Annotated in this window: 14 protein-coding genes, 1 tRNA gene, 2 rRNA genes, 1 other RNA gene and 1 other annotated feature; of the genes, 15 read left to right on the top strand and 3 right to left on the bottom strand. The window is 41.0% G+C overall.

Translation table 11 applies throughout. From position 1 onward, the window contains the following. Positions 1–2 precede the first annotated feature (2 nt). Positions 3–1,337, top strand: coding sequence for a serine hydrolase (locus tag AM499_RS15935; protein ID WP_053591123.1), 1,335 nt, complete (start codon positions 3–5; stop codon positions 1,335–1,337). A gap of 18 nt (positions 1,338–1,355) precedes the next feature. On the opposite strand, the gene pdxR is transcribed toward AM499_RS15935, so the two are convergent. Then, on the bottom strand, positions 1,356–2,777 hold the full coding sequence (gene pdxR / locus AM499_RS15930; protein WP_053591122.1) for a MocR-like pyridoxine biosynthesis transcription factor PdxR: 1,422 nt from the start codon (positions 2,775–2,777) through the stop codon (positions 1,356–1,358). Positions 2,778–2,882: 105 nt separating this feature from the next. On the opposite strand from pdxR, the gene pdxS reads away from it, so the two are divergent. The 3 genes from pdxS to serS all read left to right on the top strand — a co-directional run bounded on the left by pdxS (position 2,883) and on the right by serS (position 6,001). Beyond that, positions 2,883–3,773 carry a pyridoxal 5'-phosphate synthase lyase subunit PdxS gene (gene pdxS / locus AM499_RS15925; RefSeq protein WP_053591121.1) on the top strand — a complete coding sequence of 297 codons (891 nt, stop codon included), beginning with the start codon at positions 2,883–2,885 and terminating at the stop codon, positions 3,771–3,773. Position 3,774: 1 nt separating this feature from the next. Next, complete coding sequence (gene pdxT / locus AM499_RS15920; RefSeq protein ID WP_053591120.1) at positions 3,775–4,368, top strand: pyridoxal 5'-phosphate synthase glutaminase subunit PdxT; 594 nt, start codon at positions 3,775–3,777, stop codon at positions 4,366–4,368. A 24-nt stretch (positions 4,369–4,392) separates the two neighbouring features. Continuing rightward, positions 4,393–4,609, top strand: a binding site (T-box leader). A gap of 117 nt (positions 4,610–4,726) precedes the next feature. Beyond that, positions 4,727–6,001 (top strand): serine--tRNA ligase, encoded by a 1,275-nt coding sequence (serS, locus tag AM499_RS15915; protein ID WP_053591119.1) that lies wholly within the window; start codon positions 4,727–4,729, stop codon positions 5,999–6,001. Positions 6,002–6,041: 40 nt separating this feature from the next. Here serS and tadA read toward each other — a convergent pair whose 3' ends face one another. Further along, positions 6,042–6,500: a tRNA adenosine(34) deaminase TadA gene (tadA, locus tag AM499_RS15910; RefSeq protein WP_053592250.1), complete on the bottom strand. Its 459-nt coding sequence runs from the start codon at positions 6,498–6,500 to the stop codon at positions 6,042–6,044. A gap of 91 nt (positions 6,501–6,591) precedes the next feature. Here tadA and AM499_RS15905 point away from each other — a divergent pair, with 91 nt between their 5' ends. The 3 genes from AM499_RS15905 (at position 6,592) to AM499_RS15895 (ending at position 9,137) form a co-directional block, all read left to right on the top strand. Next, complete coding sequence (locus tag AM499_RS15905) at positions 6,592–7,728, top strand: glycosyl hydrolase family 18 protein (RefSeq protein ID WP_053591118.1); 1,137 nt, start codon at positions 6,592–6,594, stop codon at positions 7,726–7,728. A gap of 105 nt (positions 7,729–7,833) precedes the next feature. After that, entirely contained in the window at positions 7,834–8,466 is a 633-nt protein-coding gene (locus AM499_RS15900; protein WP_053591117.1) for a deoxynucleoside kinase, read from the top strand. Positions 8,467–8,468: 2 nt separating this feature from the next. Beyond that, positions 8,469–9,137: a deoxynucleoside kinase gene (locus AM499_RS15895; RefSeq protein ID WP_053591116.1), complete on the top strand. Its 669-nt coding sequence runs from the start codon at positions 8,469–8,471 to the stop codon at positions 9,135–9,137. Between the two features lie 162 nt (positions 9,138–9,299). Here AM499_RS15895 and AM499_RS15890 read toward each other — a convergent pair. Continuing rightward, positions 9,300–9,392 (bottom strand) — tRNA-Ser (locus AM499_RS15890). 150 nt (positions 9,393–9,542) lie between these two features. On the opposite strand from AM499_RS15890, the gene ffs reads away from it, so the two are divergent. The 8 genes from ffs to AM499_RS15855 all read left to right on the top strand — a co-directional run bounded on the left by ffs (position 9,543) and on the right by AM499_RS15855 (position 18,242). Then, positions 9,543–9,810, top strand: an RNA gene (gene ffs, locus AM499_RS21445) — signal recognition particle sRNA large type. A gap of 155 nt (positions 9,811–9,965) precedes the next feature. Next, on the top strand, positions 9,966–11,714 hold the full coding sequence (dnaX, locus tag AM499_RS15885; RefSeq protein ID WP_053591115.1) for a DNA polymerase III subunit gamma/tau: 1,749 nt from the start codon (positions 9,966–9,968) through the stop codon (positions 11,712–11,714). Between the two features lie 14 nt (positions 11,715–11,728). Beyond that, a complete protein-coding gene (locus tag AM499_RS15880) occupies positions 11,729–12,049 on the top strand; it encodes a YbaB/EbfC family nucleoid-associated protein (RefSeq protein WP_053591114.1) in 321 nt (106 codons plus the stop codon). An 11-nt stretch (positions 12,050–12,060) separates the two neighbouring features. Further along, positions 12,061–12,657, top strand: a complete 597-nt coding sequence (recR, locus tag AM499_RS15875; RefSeq protein ID WP_053591113.1) for a recombination mediator RecR — start codon at positions 12,061–12,063, stop codon at positions 12,655–12,657. 18 nt (positions 12,658–12,675) lie between these two features. Beyond that, a complete protein-coding gene (locus AM499_RS15870) occupies positions 12,676–12,888 on the top strand; it encodes a YaaL family protein (RefSeq protein ID WP_053591112.1) in 213 nt (70 codons plus the stop codon). 63 nt (positions 12,889–12,951) lie between these two features. Continuing rightward, a complete protein-coding gene (locus AM499_RS15865; protein WP_053591111.1) occupies positions 12,952–13,209 on the top strand; it encodes a pro-sigmaK processing inhibitor BofA family protein in 258 nt (85 codons plus the stop codon). Positions 13,210–13,433: 224 nt separating this feature from the next. Beyond that, positions 13,434–14,987 (top strand): 16S ribosomal RNA (locus tag AM499_RS15860). A gap of 326 nt (positions 14,988–15,313) precedes the next feature. Then, positions 15,314–18,242 (top strand): 23S ribosomal RNA (locus tag AM499_RS15855). Together the 16S and 23S rRNA genes form the textbook arrangement of a ribosomal RNA operon. Positions 18,243–18,253 lie beyond the last annotated feature (11 nt).

Below are 18,253 nucleotides of genomic sequence, written 5' to 3'. Positions count from 1 at the left end.
TAGTGAAGAAAGTTTGGATGACATCAATGATAAAATGGCTAATACTTCCTATGTTTTTAGTATCAGTTATATGTGGAGCACCGGTCGAAACAAAAGCAGAGGATAGTTTGAATTTATATGTCGATGCTGCAATTTTAATTGATGCAGATACAGGAAAAATTTTATATGAGAAAAATTCAGAGTCACCATTAGGTATTGCTAGTATGACTAAAATGATGACAGAGTATTTGTTATTCGAAGCAATTGAAGAAGGAAAGATTTCTTGGGATCAACAATATTCAGTGACAGATTATACATACAAAATCTCTCAGGATCGCCGTTTAAGTAACGTACCTCTTCGTCAAGATGGTAGCTATTCTATTCAAGAACTTTATGAAGCGATGGCTATTTATTCTGCCAATGCAGCTACTATTGCAATAGCAGAGACAATCGCTGGGACAGAAGAGAACTTTGTGAAGCTGATGAATGAAAAAGCAGAAGAAATGGGCTTAGAAGGATATAAGTTTGTCAATTCAACAGGTTTGAATAATGAGGATTTACAAGGGATGCACCCAGCAAGCACAGGTGCTTCTGATGAAAATGTTATGCCCGCTAAATCAGTTGCCATTCTTGCGTACAATTTAATGAAAGATTATCCCGAAGTATTAGAAACAACTAAAATCCCTAAAAAAACATTTCGTGAAGGCACTTCTGATGCAATTGAAATGAGTAACTGGAACTGGATGTTACCAGGATTAGTGTATGAATACGAAGGTGTAGATGGATTAAAAACTGGAACAACCAATTTTGCCGGTCATTCCTTTACTGGAACTGCTCAAAAAAATGGAATGCGTGTGATTGCAGTTGTTATGAAAGCTGTAGATGCGAATGGAGCAGGTACATATAAAGCTCGATTTGATGCAACAAGAGCATTGTTTGACTATGGATTTGCACAATTTTCTAAAGTAGAAATAGTTCCTGCAGGATACAAAATTCCTAAAAATAAAACATTACCTGTTATAAAAGGTAAAGAAGATTCCGTTGCAATTTCTGTAAAAGATCCAATTTCTATGGTTATTAAAACAAGTGAAAAAGACATGTACAAGCCTGTTTTTACACCTGATAAGAAAAACTTAGAGGCAGACGTTAAAGAAGGTACAGTCGTAGGTAAAGTTCATTTGGAGAAAACGGAAGGCTCTGATTACGGTTATATCACAGATAAAGCAGCTGAAGTAGATGTAGTTACTACAGAATCAGTAGAACGTGCTAGCTGGATTAGTTTAATGTTCCAAGGAATCGGTAAATTCTTCGGTAATTTATGGAATAGTACAACTGATTTTGTTGGCGGATTATTTTAATATCAAAACACCGTGCGCTTAATTGCGTTCACGGTGTTTTTTTATATCCCAAGCATTCATTAAAGCATTTATGGAAGAGGGAATTTCCAGGACATCAATTCCTCCAAAGCCTAAAACAATTTTGGGATCTGTAGCAACATCTGTATCCTCCGTTGCATACTCACGAAGGCCATATACACGTATACCCGAATTCTTTGCAAGTAAAACTAGTTCCTCTTCTTTTTTAGATGTATGAATAGTTAATAATATATGCATGCCTGCCTGCTCGCCTGAAATCGTAACAGTAGGATTATATTTAGCAATTGTTTTCGTTACCATTTCTAGTTTTCGTTTATAGATTTTTCTCATTTTATTTAAATGCTTGGCAAAATGACCTGACTCCATGAATTTTGCTAATACATGCTGATCAATTCGAGGTACGGTTGCTGCATAATAAGAGAATTTTTGCTTATATTGCATGATCAGAGCTTCTGGTAATACGGCATATGCAATTCGCAGCGATGGCATTAAGGATTTGGAAAACGTACTTAAATAAATGACACGCTGATTTTGATCAAGTCCCTGTAAAGAAGGAATAGGTCTACCTGTGTATCTAAACTCACTGTCATAGTCATCTTCAATAATATATCTATTCTCTTGTTGATAAGCCCAGGATAAAAGCTGGCTCCTACGCGTAGCAGAAAGTACAGCACCTGTTGGAAACTGGTGTGAAGGAGTTACATACATGACGGTAGCTCTAGTTTTTTCAAGTTCCGACACTATTACTCCGTCCATATCAACAGGAATAGGCAATGATTTTTTTCTATCATCTAAAAATAAATGATGGGTGAGTGGATAACCCGGATTTTCAATACCATAAACAGCTTCTTTGCCTAGTAAACGGATAATTAACGGCATTATTTGCTCTGTTCCGGAACCAAGAATAATTTGTTCAGGTTTACATTTAACGCCACGTGATTGGTATAAATAAGAGGAAATATGTTGCCGTAAAACATAATCTCCTTGAGGATGCCCAAGTTGAAGAAAATCTTTATTTGCCTCGTTAATGGTTTCCTTCGTAAATTTCCTCCATGTAGTAAATGGAAAAGAATCTGTATCAATTTTACCGGGTGAAAAATCTATCATTACATGGTCGGTGTCGCTTATTTCTCGTGCCATCAATGGTAAATCTTGTTCAATCAAAGCTAATTCTTCTAAGCTTTGAACAAAAAATCCCTTTCTAGCTTCTGAACTAATAAAACCCTCTGCTACAAGTTGACTATACGCAAATTCAATTGTAGTTTGACTAACAGCCAAATATTCTGCAAGTTTTCTTTTGGAAGGAAGTTTTTCTCCTTCTTCTATTTTTCCCTCAATTATTGCATCTTTAATTTCATTGTAAAGTTGTTCGTATAAAGGAGTTTGGGCTTCTTTTTCTAGTTGAAACATTAGATAGTCCATTTTTCATCACCAATCTGACCACTCTGTATTTCTGATTTCTGGTACTTTTCAAATGGTCATCTTTTATTATACTAAACTTCATAAAGAATATGGAGGGAAAAATTTATGACTACAAATTTAACTGGTACAGAGAGAGTAAAACGTGGAATGGCAGAAATGCAAAAAGGTGGCGTTATTATGGACGTTATCAATGCTGAGCAAGCAAAAATTGCAGAAGCTGCTGGTGCAGTAGCAGTAATGGCATTAGAACGTGTACCATCTGATATTCGCGCAGCAGGTGGTGTTGCTCGTATGGCAGATCCACGCATAATGGAAGAAGTAATGGGAGCAGTAACAATTCCAGTTATGGCGAAAGCACGTATTGGCCATATTACAGAAGCAAGAATTTTAGAAGCAATGGGTGTTGACTACATCGACGAGTCTGAAGTTTTAACTCCTGCAGATGAAGAGTATCACTTACGTAAAAGCGAATTCACAGTACCATTCGTTTGCGGATGTAAGGATTTAGGGGAAGCAGCTCGTCGTATCGGAGAAGGAGCTTCTATGCTTCGTACAAAAGGGGAACCTGGAACAGGGAATATTGTAGAAGCTGTTCGTCATTTACGTAAAGTAAATGCGCATGTACGTAAAATTGTTCATATGAACGAGGATGAATTAATGACAGAAGCAAAAATTTTAGGAGCACCATATGATGTTTTATTGCAAATCAAACATAATGGTAAATTACCGGTTGTAAATTTTGCAGCTGGTGGAGTAGCCACACCAGCGGATGCAGCATTAATGATGGAGCTTGGAGCAGATGGTGTATTTGTTGGATCAGGAATCTTCAAATCAGAAAACCCTGAGAAATTTGCAAAAGCAATCGTAGAAGCAACAACACATTACCAAGACTACAAATTACTCGTAGAAATATCAAAAGACCTAGGAATTCCGATGAAGGGAATTGAAATTTCTCGTTTATCTGCCCAAGATCGTATGCAAGATAGAGGGTGGTAACATGGCAAAGATAGGCGTATTAGCTCTTCAAGGAGCAGTAAGTGAACATATTCGTTCCATAGAAGCATGTGGAGCTCAGGCTATCACAGTAAAAAGCAAAAGTGATTTAGCTTTAGTGGATGGATTAATCCTTCCAGGTGGAGAAAGCACAGCGATGCGAAAACTAATTGATCGATTTGAGATGTTGGAGCCTCTCCAACAATTTGCGGCTGCAGGAAAGCCGATGTTTGGAACTTGTGCAGGATTAATACTATTAGCAAAAAAACTTGTTGGTTATGATTTTTCACATATTAGTGTTCTAGATGCAAAAGTAGAACGTAATTCTTTTGGTCGCCAAGTGGATAGCTTTGAAACGAGTTTAGCGATTAAAGATATTGCAGAGGATTTCCCAGCTGTATTTATTCGAGCCCCTCATATTGTGGGAGTTGGTGAAGATGTTGAGGTACTTGCTCGCTTTGAAGGAAAAATTGTTATGGCGAGACAAGGTTATTTGCTCGGATGCTCCTTTCACCCTGAACTGACAGCAGATCATCGAATTACCGCGTATTTTACTGAAATGGTCGAGGATTCGCTTGCATTAACAGTAAATATATAGTAAAGTATGAGTAATTTCATGAATCTAAAAACGATGATAGGAAGTAGTAACAAGCACGTTTTTTATAGAGAGTCAGCGGCTGGTGTAAGCTGATATAAACACTTGTGAATCCGTCCTTTGAGTTGCGCGATTGAAAGTTAAGTAGGTCGTGTCCGGTTGAAAAAGCCGTTATGGAACAAGTGGATTCAGTTTTTTACTGAATCAATCAGGGTGGCAACGCGGGTATGCTCTCGTCCCTTTTTTGGGATGAGGGCTTTTTTGTCGTTTTTAACCTTATTTGCTACATATATGAGCACTTAATGAATAAGGTTAAAGATTCCCAAATGAGAATTTGATTAAAATAGAGGAGGAAACTCATATGTTAGACGTAAAATTTGTACGTGACCATTATGAAGAAGTGAAAGTTAAGCTTGCTAAGCGTGGGGAAGAGATATCCGAATTTGATCAGTTCCTACCATTAGATCAAAAACGTAGAGAATTAATTGCAAAAACAGAAGTGTTAAAAGCAGAAAGAAATGAGTTTTCTCAAAAAATCTCTGAGATGAAACGAAATAAAGAAAATGCGGATGATCTAATTGCACGTATGCGCGAAGTTGGCGATGAAATTAAAGTACTAGATGATGAGTTAAGAGATGTGGAAGAAAAATTTGAATATATGATGATGCGAGTTCCAAATATTCCTCATGAAAGTGTGCCAATCGGTGACTCAGAAGATGATAATGTGGAAATCCGTAAATGGGGAGAAGTTCCTTCATTCGATTTTGAAACTAAAGCCCATTGGGATATTGCAACAGATTTAAAAATAGTAGATTTTGAGCGTGCTGCGAAAGTGACAGGAAGCCGATTTGCTTTCTACCGAGGATTGGGTGCAAGACTTGAACGTGCATTGATAAACTTTATGATGGATTTACATGCTGAAGAGCATGGATATGAAGAAATGTTACCTCCATACTTGGCAAATCGCACAAGTTTAACAGGTACAGGTCAACTTCCGAAGTTTGAAGAGGATGCGTTTTTAATAGGAGAAGAAGATTATTTCTTAATTCCAACGGCAGAAGTGCCAGTAACCAATTTCTATCGTGATGAGATTTTAGATGGAGCAGAACTTCCACAAGCATTCACTGCTTTTAGTGCTTGCTTCCGTTCTGAGGCGGGATCTGCAGGTCGTGATACTCGTGGTTTGATACGTCAACATCAGTTTAATAAAGTAGAACTTGTTCGTTTTGTTAAGCCGGAAGAATCATATGAACAATTAGAGCTTTTAACAGGGCATGCAGAAAAAGTGTTACAACTTTTAGGACTCCCATATCGAGTGCTTCATATGTGTACTGCGGATTTAGGCTTTACTGCAGCGAAAAAATATGATTTAGAAGTTTGGTTACCGAGCTACGGGGAGTATAAAGAAATTTCTTCTTGTAGTAATTTTGAGGATTTTCAAGCTCGTCGTGCAGGCATTCGTTTTAGAAGAGAAGCGGGTGGAAAACCAGAATATGTACACACATTGAACGGTAGTGGACTTGCACTTGGACGTACAGTAGCAGCAATTTTAGAAAACTATCAGCAAGCTGATGGTACTGTAGTAGTTCCAGAAGTTTTACGTCCATACATGGGTGGAAAATCTGTAATTAAATAATAGTTGGATTCAATAATGTTGGAGGGAACCAGAAACGCATTTATAAGCCACGTTTCTGGTTCTTTTTTTGTTCTCGTAAATTGCGAAAAAATTGAGTAAGCATGGCCCCACATTCTTCTGCTAAAATGCCTTCTGTCACGTCACACATATGATTAAACCTACTGTCCTTTAAAAGATGATAGAGCGAGTCTACACAACCGGCTTTAGCATCTCTAGCTCCATAGACAACACGTGGAATACGGGATTGTAAAATAGCTCCTGCACACATAGGGCAAGGCTCCAGTGTGACGTATAAGGTTGTTTCTTCTAATCTCCAACTGCCTATTTTTTTACACGCCTCTTGAATCGCTAGTAGCTCTGCATGTGTAGTTGCATTTTGGGTAGTTTCTCTTAAGTTAAAAGCCTGGGCAATCACTTCTTCTTTATATACAATGACAGCCCCAATTGGTACTTCACCGATTTCTGCTGCTTTTTTAGCCTCTGCTATCGCTAAATTCATATAGTGTTCATCCAATTAGAATCAACCCCTTTTGCATAGTGTAGCATGTTTTATTTACATATTGCATATTCTATTCTGAAGGAGTGATCGATTGATTTATGTAGTGAAAAAAGGGGATAGTTTATACTCTATTGCAAAGCAGTTCGGTACAAATACTTCAACGCTTGCCTCTATAAACGAGCTGCCAGATCCAGATGTATTGGTCTTAGGTCAAGCGCTAGTTATTCCATCTACACCAAGTCCTGAAAGACCATTCGTTGAATCTAATCTATATGTAGAGTGGTTCACCGAAGTTCCATCCTCGCGTGTAATCGAGCAAGTAGAAAAAGCGGCACCTAATTTAACTTATATGATGCCTTTTGCTTATGAGGTGTTGCGTGATGGATCCTTGACTCCCATGAATTGGGGGACGTTACAGGAAGTAGCGCAAAGAAACCAGGTAGAATCTGCCATTGTGTTAGCGAATATTGAAGATGGAGCGTTTAATGCATCACTAGCCCATACTATTTTTACAGATGAACAAGTCAAACAAAAAGTATTTGAGCAAGCAGTAGCTGAAGCAAACAAAAGAGGAAATAAACATATTCATTTAGATTTCGAATATATCGCTGCGGAAGACAGAGAAAACTATGTGAATTTTATAAAGGATTTAAAGGAGTATGCGGAAGGATTTACAATATCCGCAAGTGTTCCTCCTAAGACGAGTGCTGAGCAAGCTGGGAAATGGTATGAAGGTTTTGACTATAAAGCACTTGGTGAGGTATTAGATTTTATTGTAATTATGACCTATGAATGGGGCTACAGTGGTGGACCACCAATGGCAGTTTCCCCAATTGGTCCAGTTCGTCAAGTGTTAGAATATGCAAGGACGGAAATTGTTCCCATGAAGATATTAATGGGACAAAATTTATATGGGTATGATTGGACACTTCCTTATAAACCAGGGAATCCTTTTGCTAGAGCTATTAGCCCTCAGCAGGCTATTCAATTAGCAAAGGAACGAAATGCTGCGATTGAATATGACCAAACTGCACAAGCGCCTTTTTTTCATTACTGGAGAGATGGTATAGAGCATGAGGTGTGGTTTGAGGATGCACGTTCCATACAGGCAAAATTTAATCTTTTAAAAGAGTTGGGGCTTTTAGGAATCTCCTATTGGCATAGTGGTTTTGATTTTCCTCAAAATTGGTATTTACTCAACGAAATGTTTCGTGTGAGAAAAAAGTAGAGCAAATTTGCCTTTCTTTTAGAAAGGTGGATTTGCTCTGTTTTTCGTTTTCTAGCTATGATAAAATAAAGGGCACGACTTGAATATTAGAGTGAGGTTAAAGCTATGTCCATTCCATTTATAACGGTAGAAGGTCCTATAGGGGTTGGAAAGACCTCCTTAGCAAAAGCTATTGCTGCCAACTATCAATTTGAATTACTTAAAGAGATTGTGGATGAAAATCCTTTTTTAGATAAGTTTTATGAAAATATTGCGGAGTGGAGCTTCCAAACGGAAATGTTCTTTTTATGCAATCGATATAAACAATTAAGCGATATCCAGAAGAATTACCTTTCCAAATCTAAAGCAGTAACAGCTGATTACCATATTTTTAAAAATTTAATTTTCGCTAAACGCTCGTTGAATGAAGTAGAATATAAAAAGTATGAAGAAGTATACAAAATATTAATAAATGATATGCCTGTCCCAAATATGGTAATTTATTTGGATGCTAGCCTAGATGTATTAATGGAACGCATTGACTTACGTGGTAGAGATTTTGAGAAAAAGATCAGTCCGGATTATTTGGAGCAGCTTGCATCCGATTATCGTGTATTTATTGATCATTTTGAAAAAAAACATCCAGAAGTACCAGTTCTTCGATTTAACGGAGATGAATTAGATTTTGTTCAAAATGGACAAGACTTGCAAACAATTTTAGATAAAGTAGATGCAACATTACATAGAAGGAGTTTTTAAGTATGAATTTAAGAGAGAAGTATGGTATCCCTTCTAATGCGGTTATTACGATTGCTGGAACAGTTGGAGTAGGGAAATCTACGATGACAAAAGCACTTGCGGATGCCCTTCATTTTAAAACATCCTTTGAAAAGGTAGATTCAAATCCTTATTTAGATCGTTTTTATAATGATTTTTCAAAATGGAGCTTTCATTTACAAATTTACTTTTTAGCAGAGCGTTTTAAAGAGCAAAAGAGAATGTTTGAGTATGGCGGGGGATTTATCCAAGATCGCTCCATTTATGAAGACACTGGAATATTTGCACAAATGCATAAAGAAAAGGGAACGATGGATCCTGTAGATCACGAAACATATACTAGTTTGTTTGAAGCAATGGTTATGACACCATATTTCCCACATCCTAATTTGCTTATTTATTTAGAAGGAACATTAGATAATATTATTGATCGTATTCATGACAGAGGTCGACCAATGGAGCAGCAAACACCAATTGCTTATTGGGAGGAAATGCATGGTCGTTATGAAAAATGGATTGACTCTTTTAATGGCTGCCCTGTACTTCGCTTAAATATTAATGACTATGACATCATAGAAAATCCTGATAGCGTCGAAGCGATTGTTGAGAGAATAGGACATTTCATGGAACAAACAGAAGCACTACGTAAATAAGAGAAACCCTCTTGCGATTTTATTGCAAGAGGGTTTTATGCATTAAAAAAGACAACTAGTTAAAGTTGTCTTTTTTAATATTCTGAACACTTAAGTTTTAAGAAAAATTCGTTACTAATGCAACGAATTCAATCTCAAATTTATGCGTGTGTGTATTTAAAATGGAGGAGGAAGAGGGATTCGAACCCCCGCGCGGTTTGACCCGCCTGTCGGTTTTCAAGACCGATCCCTTCAGCCAGACTTGGGTATTCCTCCGAAGTACAAGAATTAATTTATCACGGATAAAAACCAAAGTCAATCATTTTAATAAAAAAATAATTGATTTTTTGAAGAAAATAATGTTACCAAAATTTAGATTATCATTTCGATTGATTTTTGTCGCTAAAAAACGTATACTAATCTATGCCGTGCTAGGTGGGAAGGTAGCGGTGTCTTGTAACTCGCAATCCGCTCTAGCGAGACTGAACTCCTTCTCTGAGGTTGAATACATGTAGGGTCTGGTATTTGCACGTGATGTTGACGTTTGGGTCCTGCGCAATGGGTGCCCATGAACCATGTCAGGTCCGGAAGGAAGCAGCATTAAGTGGTGTTTTCTCATGTGCCGCGGGGTAGCCTAAGCCGAGTTAACGACAAGGGTGCCGCTTATGTGTTTCAAGCGAAGGAAGGTGCACGGCAATTATTTAAATATAAAACTATTATTCTCATTTGTCCTTTAGGCAAATGAGTTTTTTTATGAGAAAAAACGCTATGTGTAATAGGCGAAGTCAAAGTTTCTTTATGGTATAATAAAATTATTATTTAACTTTAAATTAGAGGGAGAGGAATTTGTTGTCGTATCAAGCTTTCTACCGCGCTTATCGGCCTCAGTCGTTTGCGGAAATGTCTGGACAAACACATATCAAACAAACACTTCAAAATGCCCTCCTTTACGATAAAACTACACATGCGTATTTATTTTCGGGTCCTCGTGGAACAGGAAAAACGAGCGCCGCAAAGATATTTGCGAAGGCTCTGAACTGTGAAAACGGTCCAGCTAAAGAACCGTGTAACACTTGTGAAACATGTAAAAGTATAACGGACGGATCCAATACAGATGTGATTGAATTTGATGCGGCTTCCAACTCTCGAGTGGAAGAAATGAGAGATATTATTGAAAAAGTACGTTTTGCTCCTTCTAACGCTCGTTACAAAGTGTATATTATAGATGAAGTTCATATGCTCTCAACTAGCGCTTTTAATGCTCTATTAAAAACTTTAGAAGAACCGCCTGCGCATGTTGTATTTATCTTAGCAACAACGGAGCCACATAAAATCCCGTTAACAATTATTTCTCGATGTCAGCGATTTGATTTTAAACGAATTACTTCCGTGGACATTGTTGCAAGAATGAAAGAAGTATTAATAGATGCTAATATCGAATATGATGAAGACGTATTAAAAATTATTGCTCAAGCAGCGGCCGGCGGAATGCGTGATGCACTTAGTATGCTCGATCAAGTAGTATCTTTTAGCGGAGAGAAAATGACAATAGAAGATGCCCTACTTGTAACAGGGTCTATTGGTCAAGAAGTATTCTTTCAGTTAGCAAATGCTTTAATTGAAAAGGATGTAGCGAAAGCATTAAGTTGTGTAGAACAGTTAGTAGATGATGGAAAAGATCCAGTTCGCTTAACAGAAGATTTTGTAACATTTTATCGTGATTTACTTGTGTTACTTGTTGCGCCAGAACAAACCGAGCTATTAGAAATAGCCTCTGGAGACGAATCATTTCTTGAATTAGCTTCTAAGTTTCCGGTAGATACGTTATATAAAAGCATCTCGATATTAACTAACACACAACAAGAGATGCGATTTTCTAACCACTCAAAAGTATACTTAGAAACAGCTATTATACGATTAGCGCAAGTTCCAAGAGATGTAACTACATCTAACGGAGATAGCTCTGAGCTCGAACATAAAATCAAACTGTTAGAAAGTCAATTGCAACAATTGCAACAACAAATAAGCCAAGGTATCTTGCCACAAGCAAATGCTGTGTCACAAGAACAACCGAAAAGACAACGTCAGAAATCGAATTCAGGAGTTAAAGTATCCAGTGGACGTATACATGAGATATTAAAAACGGCAACAAAGACAGACATCCAAGCTATTAAATCTCAATGGGCCAATATATTGCAGCAACTGCAAAAATCACATGCGGCGCTTTTAAATGATGCCGAACCAGTTGCAGCATCTTCTAATGCTTTTGTGTTAAAATTCAAATATGATATACATTGTCAAATGGCAATGGAGAATAAAACTTTTTCTTCCTCTTTCCCACAACTCATTTCTAGTTTAACTGGAACGATGTATGAAGTGGTATATGTCCCAGAGGACAAATGGTTGATGATAAGAGAAGAATTCATTCAACAAAATGGTTTAAAATCAAATAATAATGAAACAACTGAGGAGACAACCTCACAGCCTAATGTTGCGATGGAACTTTTAAGTGGTATGGAAGAAATATCGGAGGATCCTTTAATTGTGGAGGCCGAGAAATTATTTGGAAAAGAATTTGTAGAAGTACATGATGACTAAGGAGGAATTTTATTATGCGTGGAATGGGTAATATGCAAGGTATGATGAAGCAAATGCAAAAAATGCAAAAGAAAATGGCAGAGGCACAGGAAGAACTGGGTAACCAACGCTTTGAAGCAGTTGCCGGTGGTGGTATGGTAAAGGTTATTGTTTCTGGACATAAAGAGGTATTAGAAGTAGTACTTGATCCAGCTGTAGTGGATCCAGAAGACGTAGAAATGTTACAAGACTTAATAGTAATCGCAACAAATGAAGCTATTAAAAAAGCAGAAGAAACAGCGAACTCCACGATGGGACAATTCACGAAAGGATTGAACCTCCCTGGTATGTTCTAGGAGGAATTAATATGCATTATCCTGAACCAATATCAAAACTAATAGATAGTTTTATGAAATTGCCAGGAATCGGGCCGAAAACAGCGGCTCGCCTGGCGTTTTTTGTATTAACAATGAAAGAAGATACCGTTTTAGATTTCGCTAAAGCTTTAGTGGATGCTAAAAGGAATTTAAGCTATTGCTCCGTATGCGGGCATATTACAGATATAGACCCTTGTCATATTTGTCAAGACAAACAACGTGATTTATCTATGATTTGTGTAGTTCAAGATACAAAAGATGTAATAGCAATGGAAAAAATGAGAGATTACACCGGTCTATATCATGTTCTCCATGGAGCAATTTCTCCAATGGATGGGATTGGTCCTGAAGATATCAATGTTCCCTCGCTATTAAAAAGATTACAAGATACACAAGTAGAAGAACTTATATTAGCAACAAACCCTACAATTGAGGGAGAAGCGACAGCAATGTATATTTCCCGACTAGTAAAACCTTCTGGTATTAAGACAACAAGAATTGCACACGGATTACCTGTAGGTGGAGATTTAGAGTATGCGGATGAAGTAACTTTATCCAAAGCATTAGAAGGTCGCCGAGAGTTATAAGGGAGTTGTTTATATAAGATGTTTTTTCAAAAAGGAAAATTAAGAAAAGAATTTGATCTACAATTTGTGGATCTTATGAAACAAACAAAAGAAGAATGGCAACAAGCACAATCGTTAGAAGAGTACTTGAATGATTATGATTTAGATGTAGTAGCAAAAAGAAAAATGGCGGAAAGTATCCATTTCTACTTATATAAAGAAGCGAAAATTAGAAATGTTATTTTGAAATGAGCATGATAGTAGTACTAGCTTCATATGCTAAGAGATAGTTATTTTATGGAGGAGAGATGTTTCATGAAAGTAGTTATCATTGTATGTTCGCTAGTACTACTATTGTTACTTATGTTCAGAAAGTCTTTTTCAAACATTATGGAAGGATTATCGATCTTTTTATTCCGTATAGGATTCTCCGTTCTATTATTATTTGGAGTGCATTTACTTTTAGGATTAATCGGATATTCAATCCCTGTTAATCTATTCACAGGAGCTGTGGTAGCAGTATTAGGAATACCTGGTGTAGCCTCTGTCGTAGCCATTTCACTATTAATTTAAATTTATTTTTAAAAAGTGTTGACTTTCTGTTTGGATGAGAGTATTATTGTAGAAGTCGCCAAGAGGTAAACAACACGGCAGACAACATGAACATTGAAAACTGAACATGCAAAACGTTAAGACATATAGCTTGATAGACTAACTTCGGTTAGTCGGATAGCAAACAATTTTGACATCATTTAATGATGATGCCAGCAAAACAAAATGAGCTTTTTAAGTTCTCTATTATGGAGAGTTTGATCCTGGCTCAGGACGAACGCTGGCGGCGTGCCTAATACATGCAAGTCGAGCGGATGATGAAGAAGCTTGCTTCTTCTGATTTAGCGGCGGACGGGTGAGTAACACGTGGGCAACCTGCCCTGTAGATTGGGATAACTCCGGGAAACCGGGGCTAATACCGAATAATCCATTTCCTCACATGGAGGAATGTTAAAAGACGGTTTCGGCTGTCACTACAGGATGGGCCCGCGGCGCATTAGCTAGTTGGTGAGGTAACGGCTCACCAAGGCGACGATGCGTAGCCGACCTGAGAGGGTGATCGGCCACACTGGGACTGAGACACGGCCCAGACTCCTACGGGAGGCAGCAGTAGGGAATCTTCCACAATGGACGAAAGTCTGATGGAGCAACGCCGCGTGAGTGAAGAAGGTTTTCGGATCGTAAAACTCTGTTGTGAGGGAAGAACAAGTACGAGAGTAACTGCTCGTACCTTGACGGTACCTCATTAGAAAGCCACGGCTAACTACGTGCCAGCAGCCGCGGTAATACGTAGGTGGCAAGCGTTGTCCGGAATTATTGGGCGTAAAGCGCGCGCAGGCGGTCCTTTAAGTCTGATGTGAAAGCCCACGGCTCAACCGTGGAGGGTCATTGGAAACTGGGGGACTTGAGTGCAGAAGAGGAAAGTGGAATTCCAAGTGTAGCGGTGAAATGCGTAGAGATTTGGAGGAACACCAGTGGCGAAGGCGACTTTCTGGTCTGTAACTGACGCTGAGGCGCGAAAGCGTGGGGAGCAAACAGGATTAGATACCCTGGTAGTCCACGCCGTAAACGATGAGTGCTAAGTGTTAGGGGGTTTCCGCCCCTTAGTGCTGCAGCTAACGCATTAAGCACTCCGCCTGGGGAGTACGGTCGCAAGACTGAAACTCAAAGGAATTGACGGGGGCCCGCACAAGCGGTGGAGCATGTGGTTTAATTCGAAGCAACGCGAAGAACCTTACCAGGTCTTGACATCCCGCTGACCGTCCTAGAGATAGGATTTTCCCTTCGGGGACAGCGGTGACAGGTGGTGCATGGTTGTCGTCAGCTCGTGTCGTGAGATGTTGGGTTAAGTCCCGCAACGAGCGCAACCCTTGATCTTAGTTGCCAGCATTCAGTTGGGCACTCTAAGGTGACTGCCGGTGATAAACCGGAGGAAGGTGGGGATGACGTCAAATCATCATGCCCCTTATGACCTGGGCTACACACGTGCTACAATGGACGGTACAGAGGGTCGCAACCCCGCGAGGGTGAGCTAATCCCATAAAACCGTTCTCAGTTCGGATTGTAGGCTGCAACTCGCCTACATGAAGCCGGAATCGCTAGTAATCGTGGATCAGCATGCCACGGTGAATACGTTCCCGGGCCTTGTACACACCGCCCGTCACACCACGAGAGTTTGTAACACCCGAAGTCGGTGGGGTAACCCTTTTGGGAGCCAGCCGCCGAAGGTGGGACAGATGATTGGGGTGAAGTCGTAACAAGGTAGCCGTATCGGAAGGTGCGGCTGGATCACCTCCTTTCTAAGGATAAACACGGAATACAGATCTTTATCTGTAGCTTAACGTTTTGCAGTTCAGTTTTGAATGTTCATTCATTTGAGCATTTCAAACTTGTTCTTTGAAAACTGGATAAAACGACATTGAAAGCAACAAATTCAAGAAATTCAATTTGTAATCACATTCGTGATTATTTTTTGTGTAGTACTTTTAACTACTATATTTGAGGGTTTCAAGACACAAGCAGTTCGAGGAAGCGAGTGAGTGAACACCGGAACGTACTAACGTACGTGAGGATGTGAACGAGCGAAGCTGACGAAGAAATGCGCCGTGTATTGAAAGCCGAATTAGGTTAAGTTAATAAGGGCGCACGGTGAATGCCTTGGCACTAGGAGCCGAAGAAGGACGGCACTAACACCGATATGCTCCGGGGAGCTGTAAGTGAGCTTTGATCCGGAGATTTCCGAATGGGGAAACCCACTGTTCGTAATGGAGCAGTACATTTGCGTGAATACATAGCGCATCTGTGGCACACCCAGGGAACTGAAACATCTAAGTACCTGGAGGAAGAGAAAGAAAAATCGATTCCCTGAGTAGCGGCGAGCGAAACGGGAAGAGCCCAAACCAAGAGGCTTGCCTCTTGGGGTTGTAGGACACTCAGCATAGAGTTACAAAGGAACGAGTTAGACGAAGCGATCTGGAAAGGTCCGCAGGATAGGGTAAAAGCCCCGTAGTCAAAAATTCGTTCTCTCTTGAGTGGATCCTGAGTACGGCGGAACACGTGAAATTCCGTCGGAATCCGGGAGGACCATCTCCCAAGGCTAAATACTCCCTAGTGACCGATAGTGAACCAGTACCGTGAGGGAAAGGTGAAAAGCACCCCGGAAGGGGAGTGAAATAGACCCTGAAACCGTGTGCCTACAAATAGTCAGAGCCCGTTAATGGGTGATGGCGTGCCTTTTGTAGAATGAACCGGCGAGTTACGATTACATGCAAGGTTAAGTCGAGGAGACGGAGCCGCAGCGAAAGCGAGTCTGAATAGGGCGAATGAGTATGTGGTCGTAGACCCGAAACCAGGTGATCTACCCATGTCCAGGATGAAGGTAAGGTAACACTTACTGGAGGTCCGAACCCACGCACGTTGAAAAGTGCGGGGATGAGGTGTGGGTAGCGGAGAAATTCCAATCGAACCTGGAGATAGCTGGTTCTCTCCGAAATAGCTTTAGGGCTAGCCTCAAACGCGAGAATCTTGGAGGTAGAGCACTGTTTGGACTAGGGGCCCATCCCGGGTTACCGAATTCAGACAAACTCCGAATGCCAATGATTTATGTTTGGGAGTCAGACTGCGAGTGATAAGATCCGTAGTCAAGAGGGAAACAGCCCAGACCACCAGCTAAGGTCCCCAAGTATTTGTTAAGTGGAAAAGGATGTGGCGTTGCTTAGACAACCAGGATGTTGGCTTAGAAGCAGCCATCATTTAAAGAGTGCGTAATAGCTCACTGGTCGAGTGACGCTGCGCCGAAAATGTATCGGGGCTAAACAAATCACCGAAGCTGTGGATTGATACCTATGGTATCAGTGGTAGGAGAGCGTTCTAAGGGCGTTGAAGTCAGACCGGAAGGACTGGTGGAGCGCTTAGAAGTGAGAATGCCGGTATGAGTAGCGAAAGATGGGTGAGAATCCCATCCACCGTATGACTAAGGTTTCCTGAGGAAGGCTCGTCCGCTCAGGGTTAGTCGGGACCTAAGTCGAGGCCGATAGGCGTAGACGATGGACAACAGGTTGATATTCCTGTACCACCACCCCGCCGTTTGAGTGATGGGGGGACGCAGTAGGATAGGGTAAGCGTGCTGTTGGTTATGCACGTCCAAGCAGTGAGGTGTGAGTGTAGGCAAATCCGCACTCTGTAACATTGAGCTGTGATGGCGAGGACGAATGTCCGGAGTTCCTGATTTCACACTGCCAAGAAAAGCCTCTAACGAGGCGGGAGGTGCCCGTACCGCAAACCGACACAGGTAGTCGAGGAGAGAATCCTAAGGTGAGCGAGAGAACTCTCGTTAAGGAACTCGGCAAAATGACCCCGTAACTTCGGGAGAAGGGGTGCTCTTTTGGGTGCATAGCCCAGAAGAGCCGCAGTGAATAGGCCCAGGCGACTGTTTAGCAAAAACACAGGTCTCTGCAAAACCGTAAGGTGAAGTATAGGGGCTGACGCCTGCCCGGTGCTGGAAGGTTAAGAGGAGTGCTTAGCGCAAGCGAAGGTGCGAATTGAAGCCCCAGTAAACGGCGGCCGTAACTATAACGGTCCTAAGGTAGCGAAATTCCTTGTCGGGTAAGTTCCGACCCGCACGAAAGGCGTAACGATCTGGGCACTGTCTCAACGAGAGACTCGGTGAAATTATAGTACCTGTGAAGATGCAGGTTACCCGCGACAGGACGGAAAGACCCCGTGGAGCTTTACTGTAGCTTGATATTGAATTTTGGTGCAACTTGTACAGGATAGGTAGGAGCCTTAGAGCCCGGAGCGCCAGCTTCGGAGGAGGCGTCGGTGGGATACTACCCTGGTTGTATTGAAATTCTAACCCATACCCGTAACCCGGGTAGGAGACAGTGTCAGGCGGGCAGTTTGACTGGGGCGGTCGCCTCCTAAAGTGTAACGGAGGCGCCCAAAGGTTCCCTCAGAATGGTTGGAAATCATTCGAAGAGTGTAAAGGCAGAAGGGAGCTTGACTGCGAGACCTACAAGTCGAGCAGGGTCGAAAGACGGGCTTAGTGATCCGGTGGTTCCGCATGGAAGGGCCATCGCTCAACGGATAAAAGCTACCCCGGGGATAACAGGCTTATCTCCCCCAAGAGTCCACATCGACGGGGAGGTTTGGCACCTCGATGTCGGCTCATCGCATCCTGGGGCTGTAGTCGGTCCCAAGGGTTGGGCTGTTCGCCCATTAAAGCGGTACGCGAGCTGGGTTCAGAACGTCGTGAGACAGTTCGGTCCCTATCCGTCGTGGGCGTAGGAAATTTGAGAGGAGCTGTCCTTAGTACGAGAGGACCGGGATGGACACACCGCTGGTGTACCAGTTGTTCTGCCAAGAGCATCGCTGGGTAGCTATGTGTGGACGGGATAAGTGCTGAAAGCATCTAAGCACGAAGCCCCCCTCAAGATGAGATTTCCCATTACGCAAGTAAGTAAGATCCCTCAAAGACGATGAGGTAGATAGGTTCGGGGTGGAAGCGTGGCGACACGTGCAGCTGACGAATACTAATCGATCGAGGACTTAACCAAATATTAATTTG

Source organism: Bacillus sp. FJAT-22090 (assembly GCF_001278755.1).
Classification (GTDB): Bacteria; Bacillota; Bacilli; order Bacillales_A; family Planococcaceae; genus Psychrobacillus.
Note: the sequence above shows the minus strand (reverse complement) of the source record. Positions and strands in the feature narration are given on the sequence as shown.

Coding starts and splice junctions, on each gene's coding strand:
- tadA (WP_053592250.1), bottom strand. CDS start 6,500: ATGAATTTAGCGATAGCAGAGGCTAAAAAAGCAGCAGAAATCGGTGAA.
- AM499_RS15900 (WP_053591117.1), top strand. CDS start 7,834: ATGTCCATTCCATTTATAACGGTAGAAGGTCCTATAGGGGTTGGAAAG.
- AM499_RS15895 (WP_053591116.1), top strand. CDS start 8,469: ATGAATTTAAGAGAGAAGTATGGTATCCCTTCTAATGCGGTTATTACG.
- pdxS (WP_053591121.1), top strand. CDS start 2,883: ATGACTACAAATTTAACTGGTACAGAGAGAGTAAAACGTGGAATGGCA.
- pdxT (WP_053591120.1), top strand. CDS start 3,775: ATGGCAAAGATAGGCGTATTAGCTCTTCAAGGAGCAGTAAGTGAACAT.
- AM499_RS15880 (WP_053591114.1), top strand. CDS start 11,729: ATGCGTGGAATGGGTAATATGCAAGGTATGATGAAGCAAATGCAAAAA.
- serS (WP_053591119.1), top strand. CDS start 4,727: ATGTTAGACGTAAAATTTGTACGTGACCATTATGAAGAAGTGAAAGTT.
- recR (WP_053591113.1), top strand. CDS start 12,061: ATGCATTATCCTGAACCAATATCAAAACTAATAGATAGTTTTATGAAA.
- AM499_RS15865 (WP_053591111.1), top strand. CDS start 12,952: ATGAAAGTAGTTATCATTGTATGTTCGCTAGTACTACTATTGTTACTT.
- pdxR (WP_053591122.1), bottom strand. CDS start 2,777: ATGGACTATCTAATGTTTCAACTAGAAAAAGAAGCCCAAACTCCTTTA.
- AM499_RS15870 (WP_053591112.1), top strand. CDS start 12,676: ATGTTTTTTCAAAAAGGAAAATTAAGAAAAGAATTTGATCTACAATTT.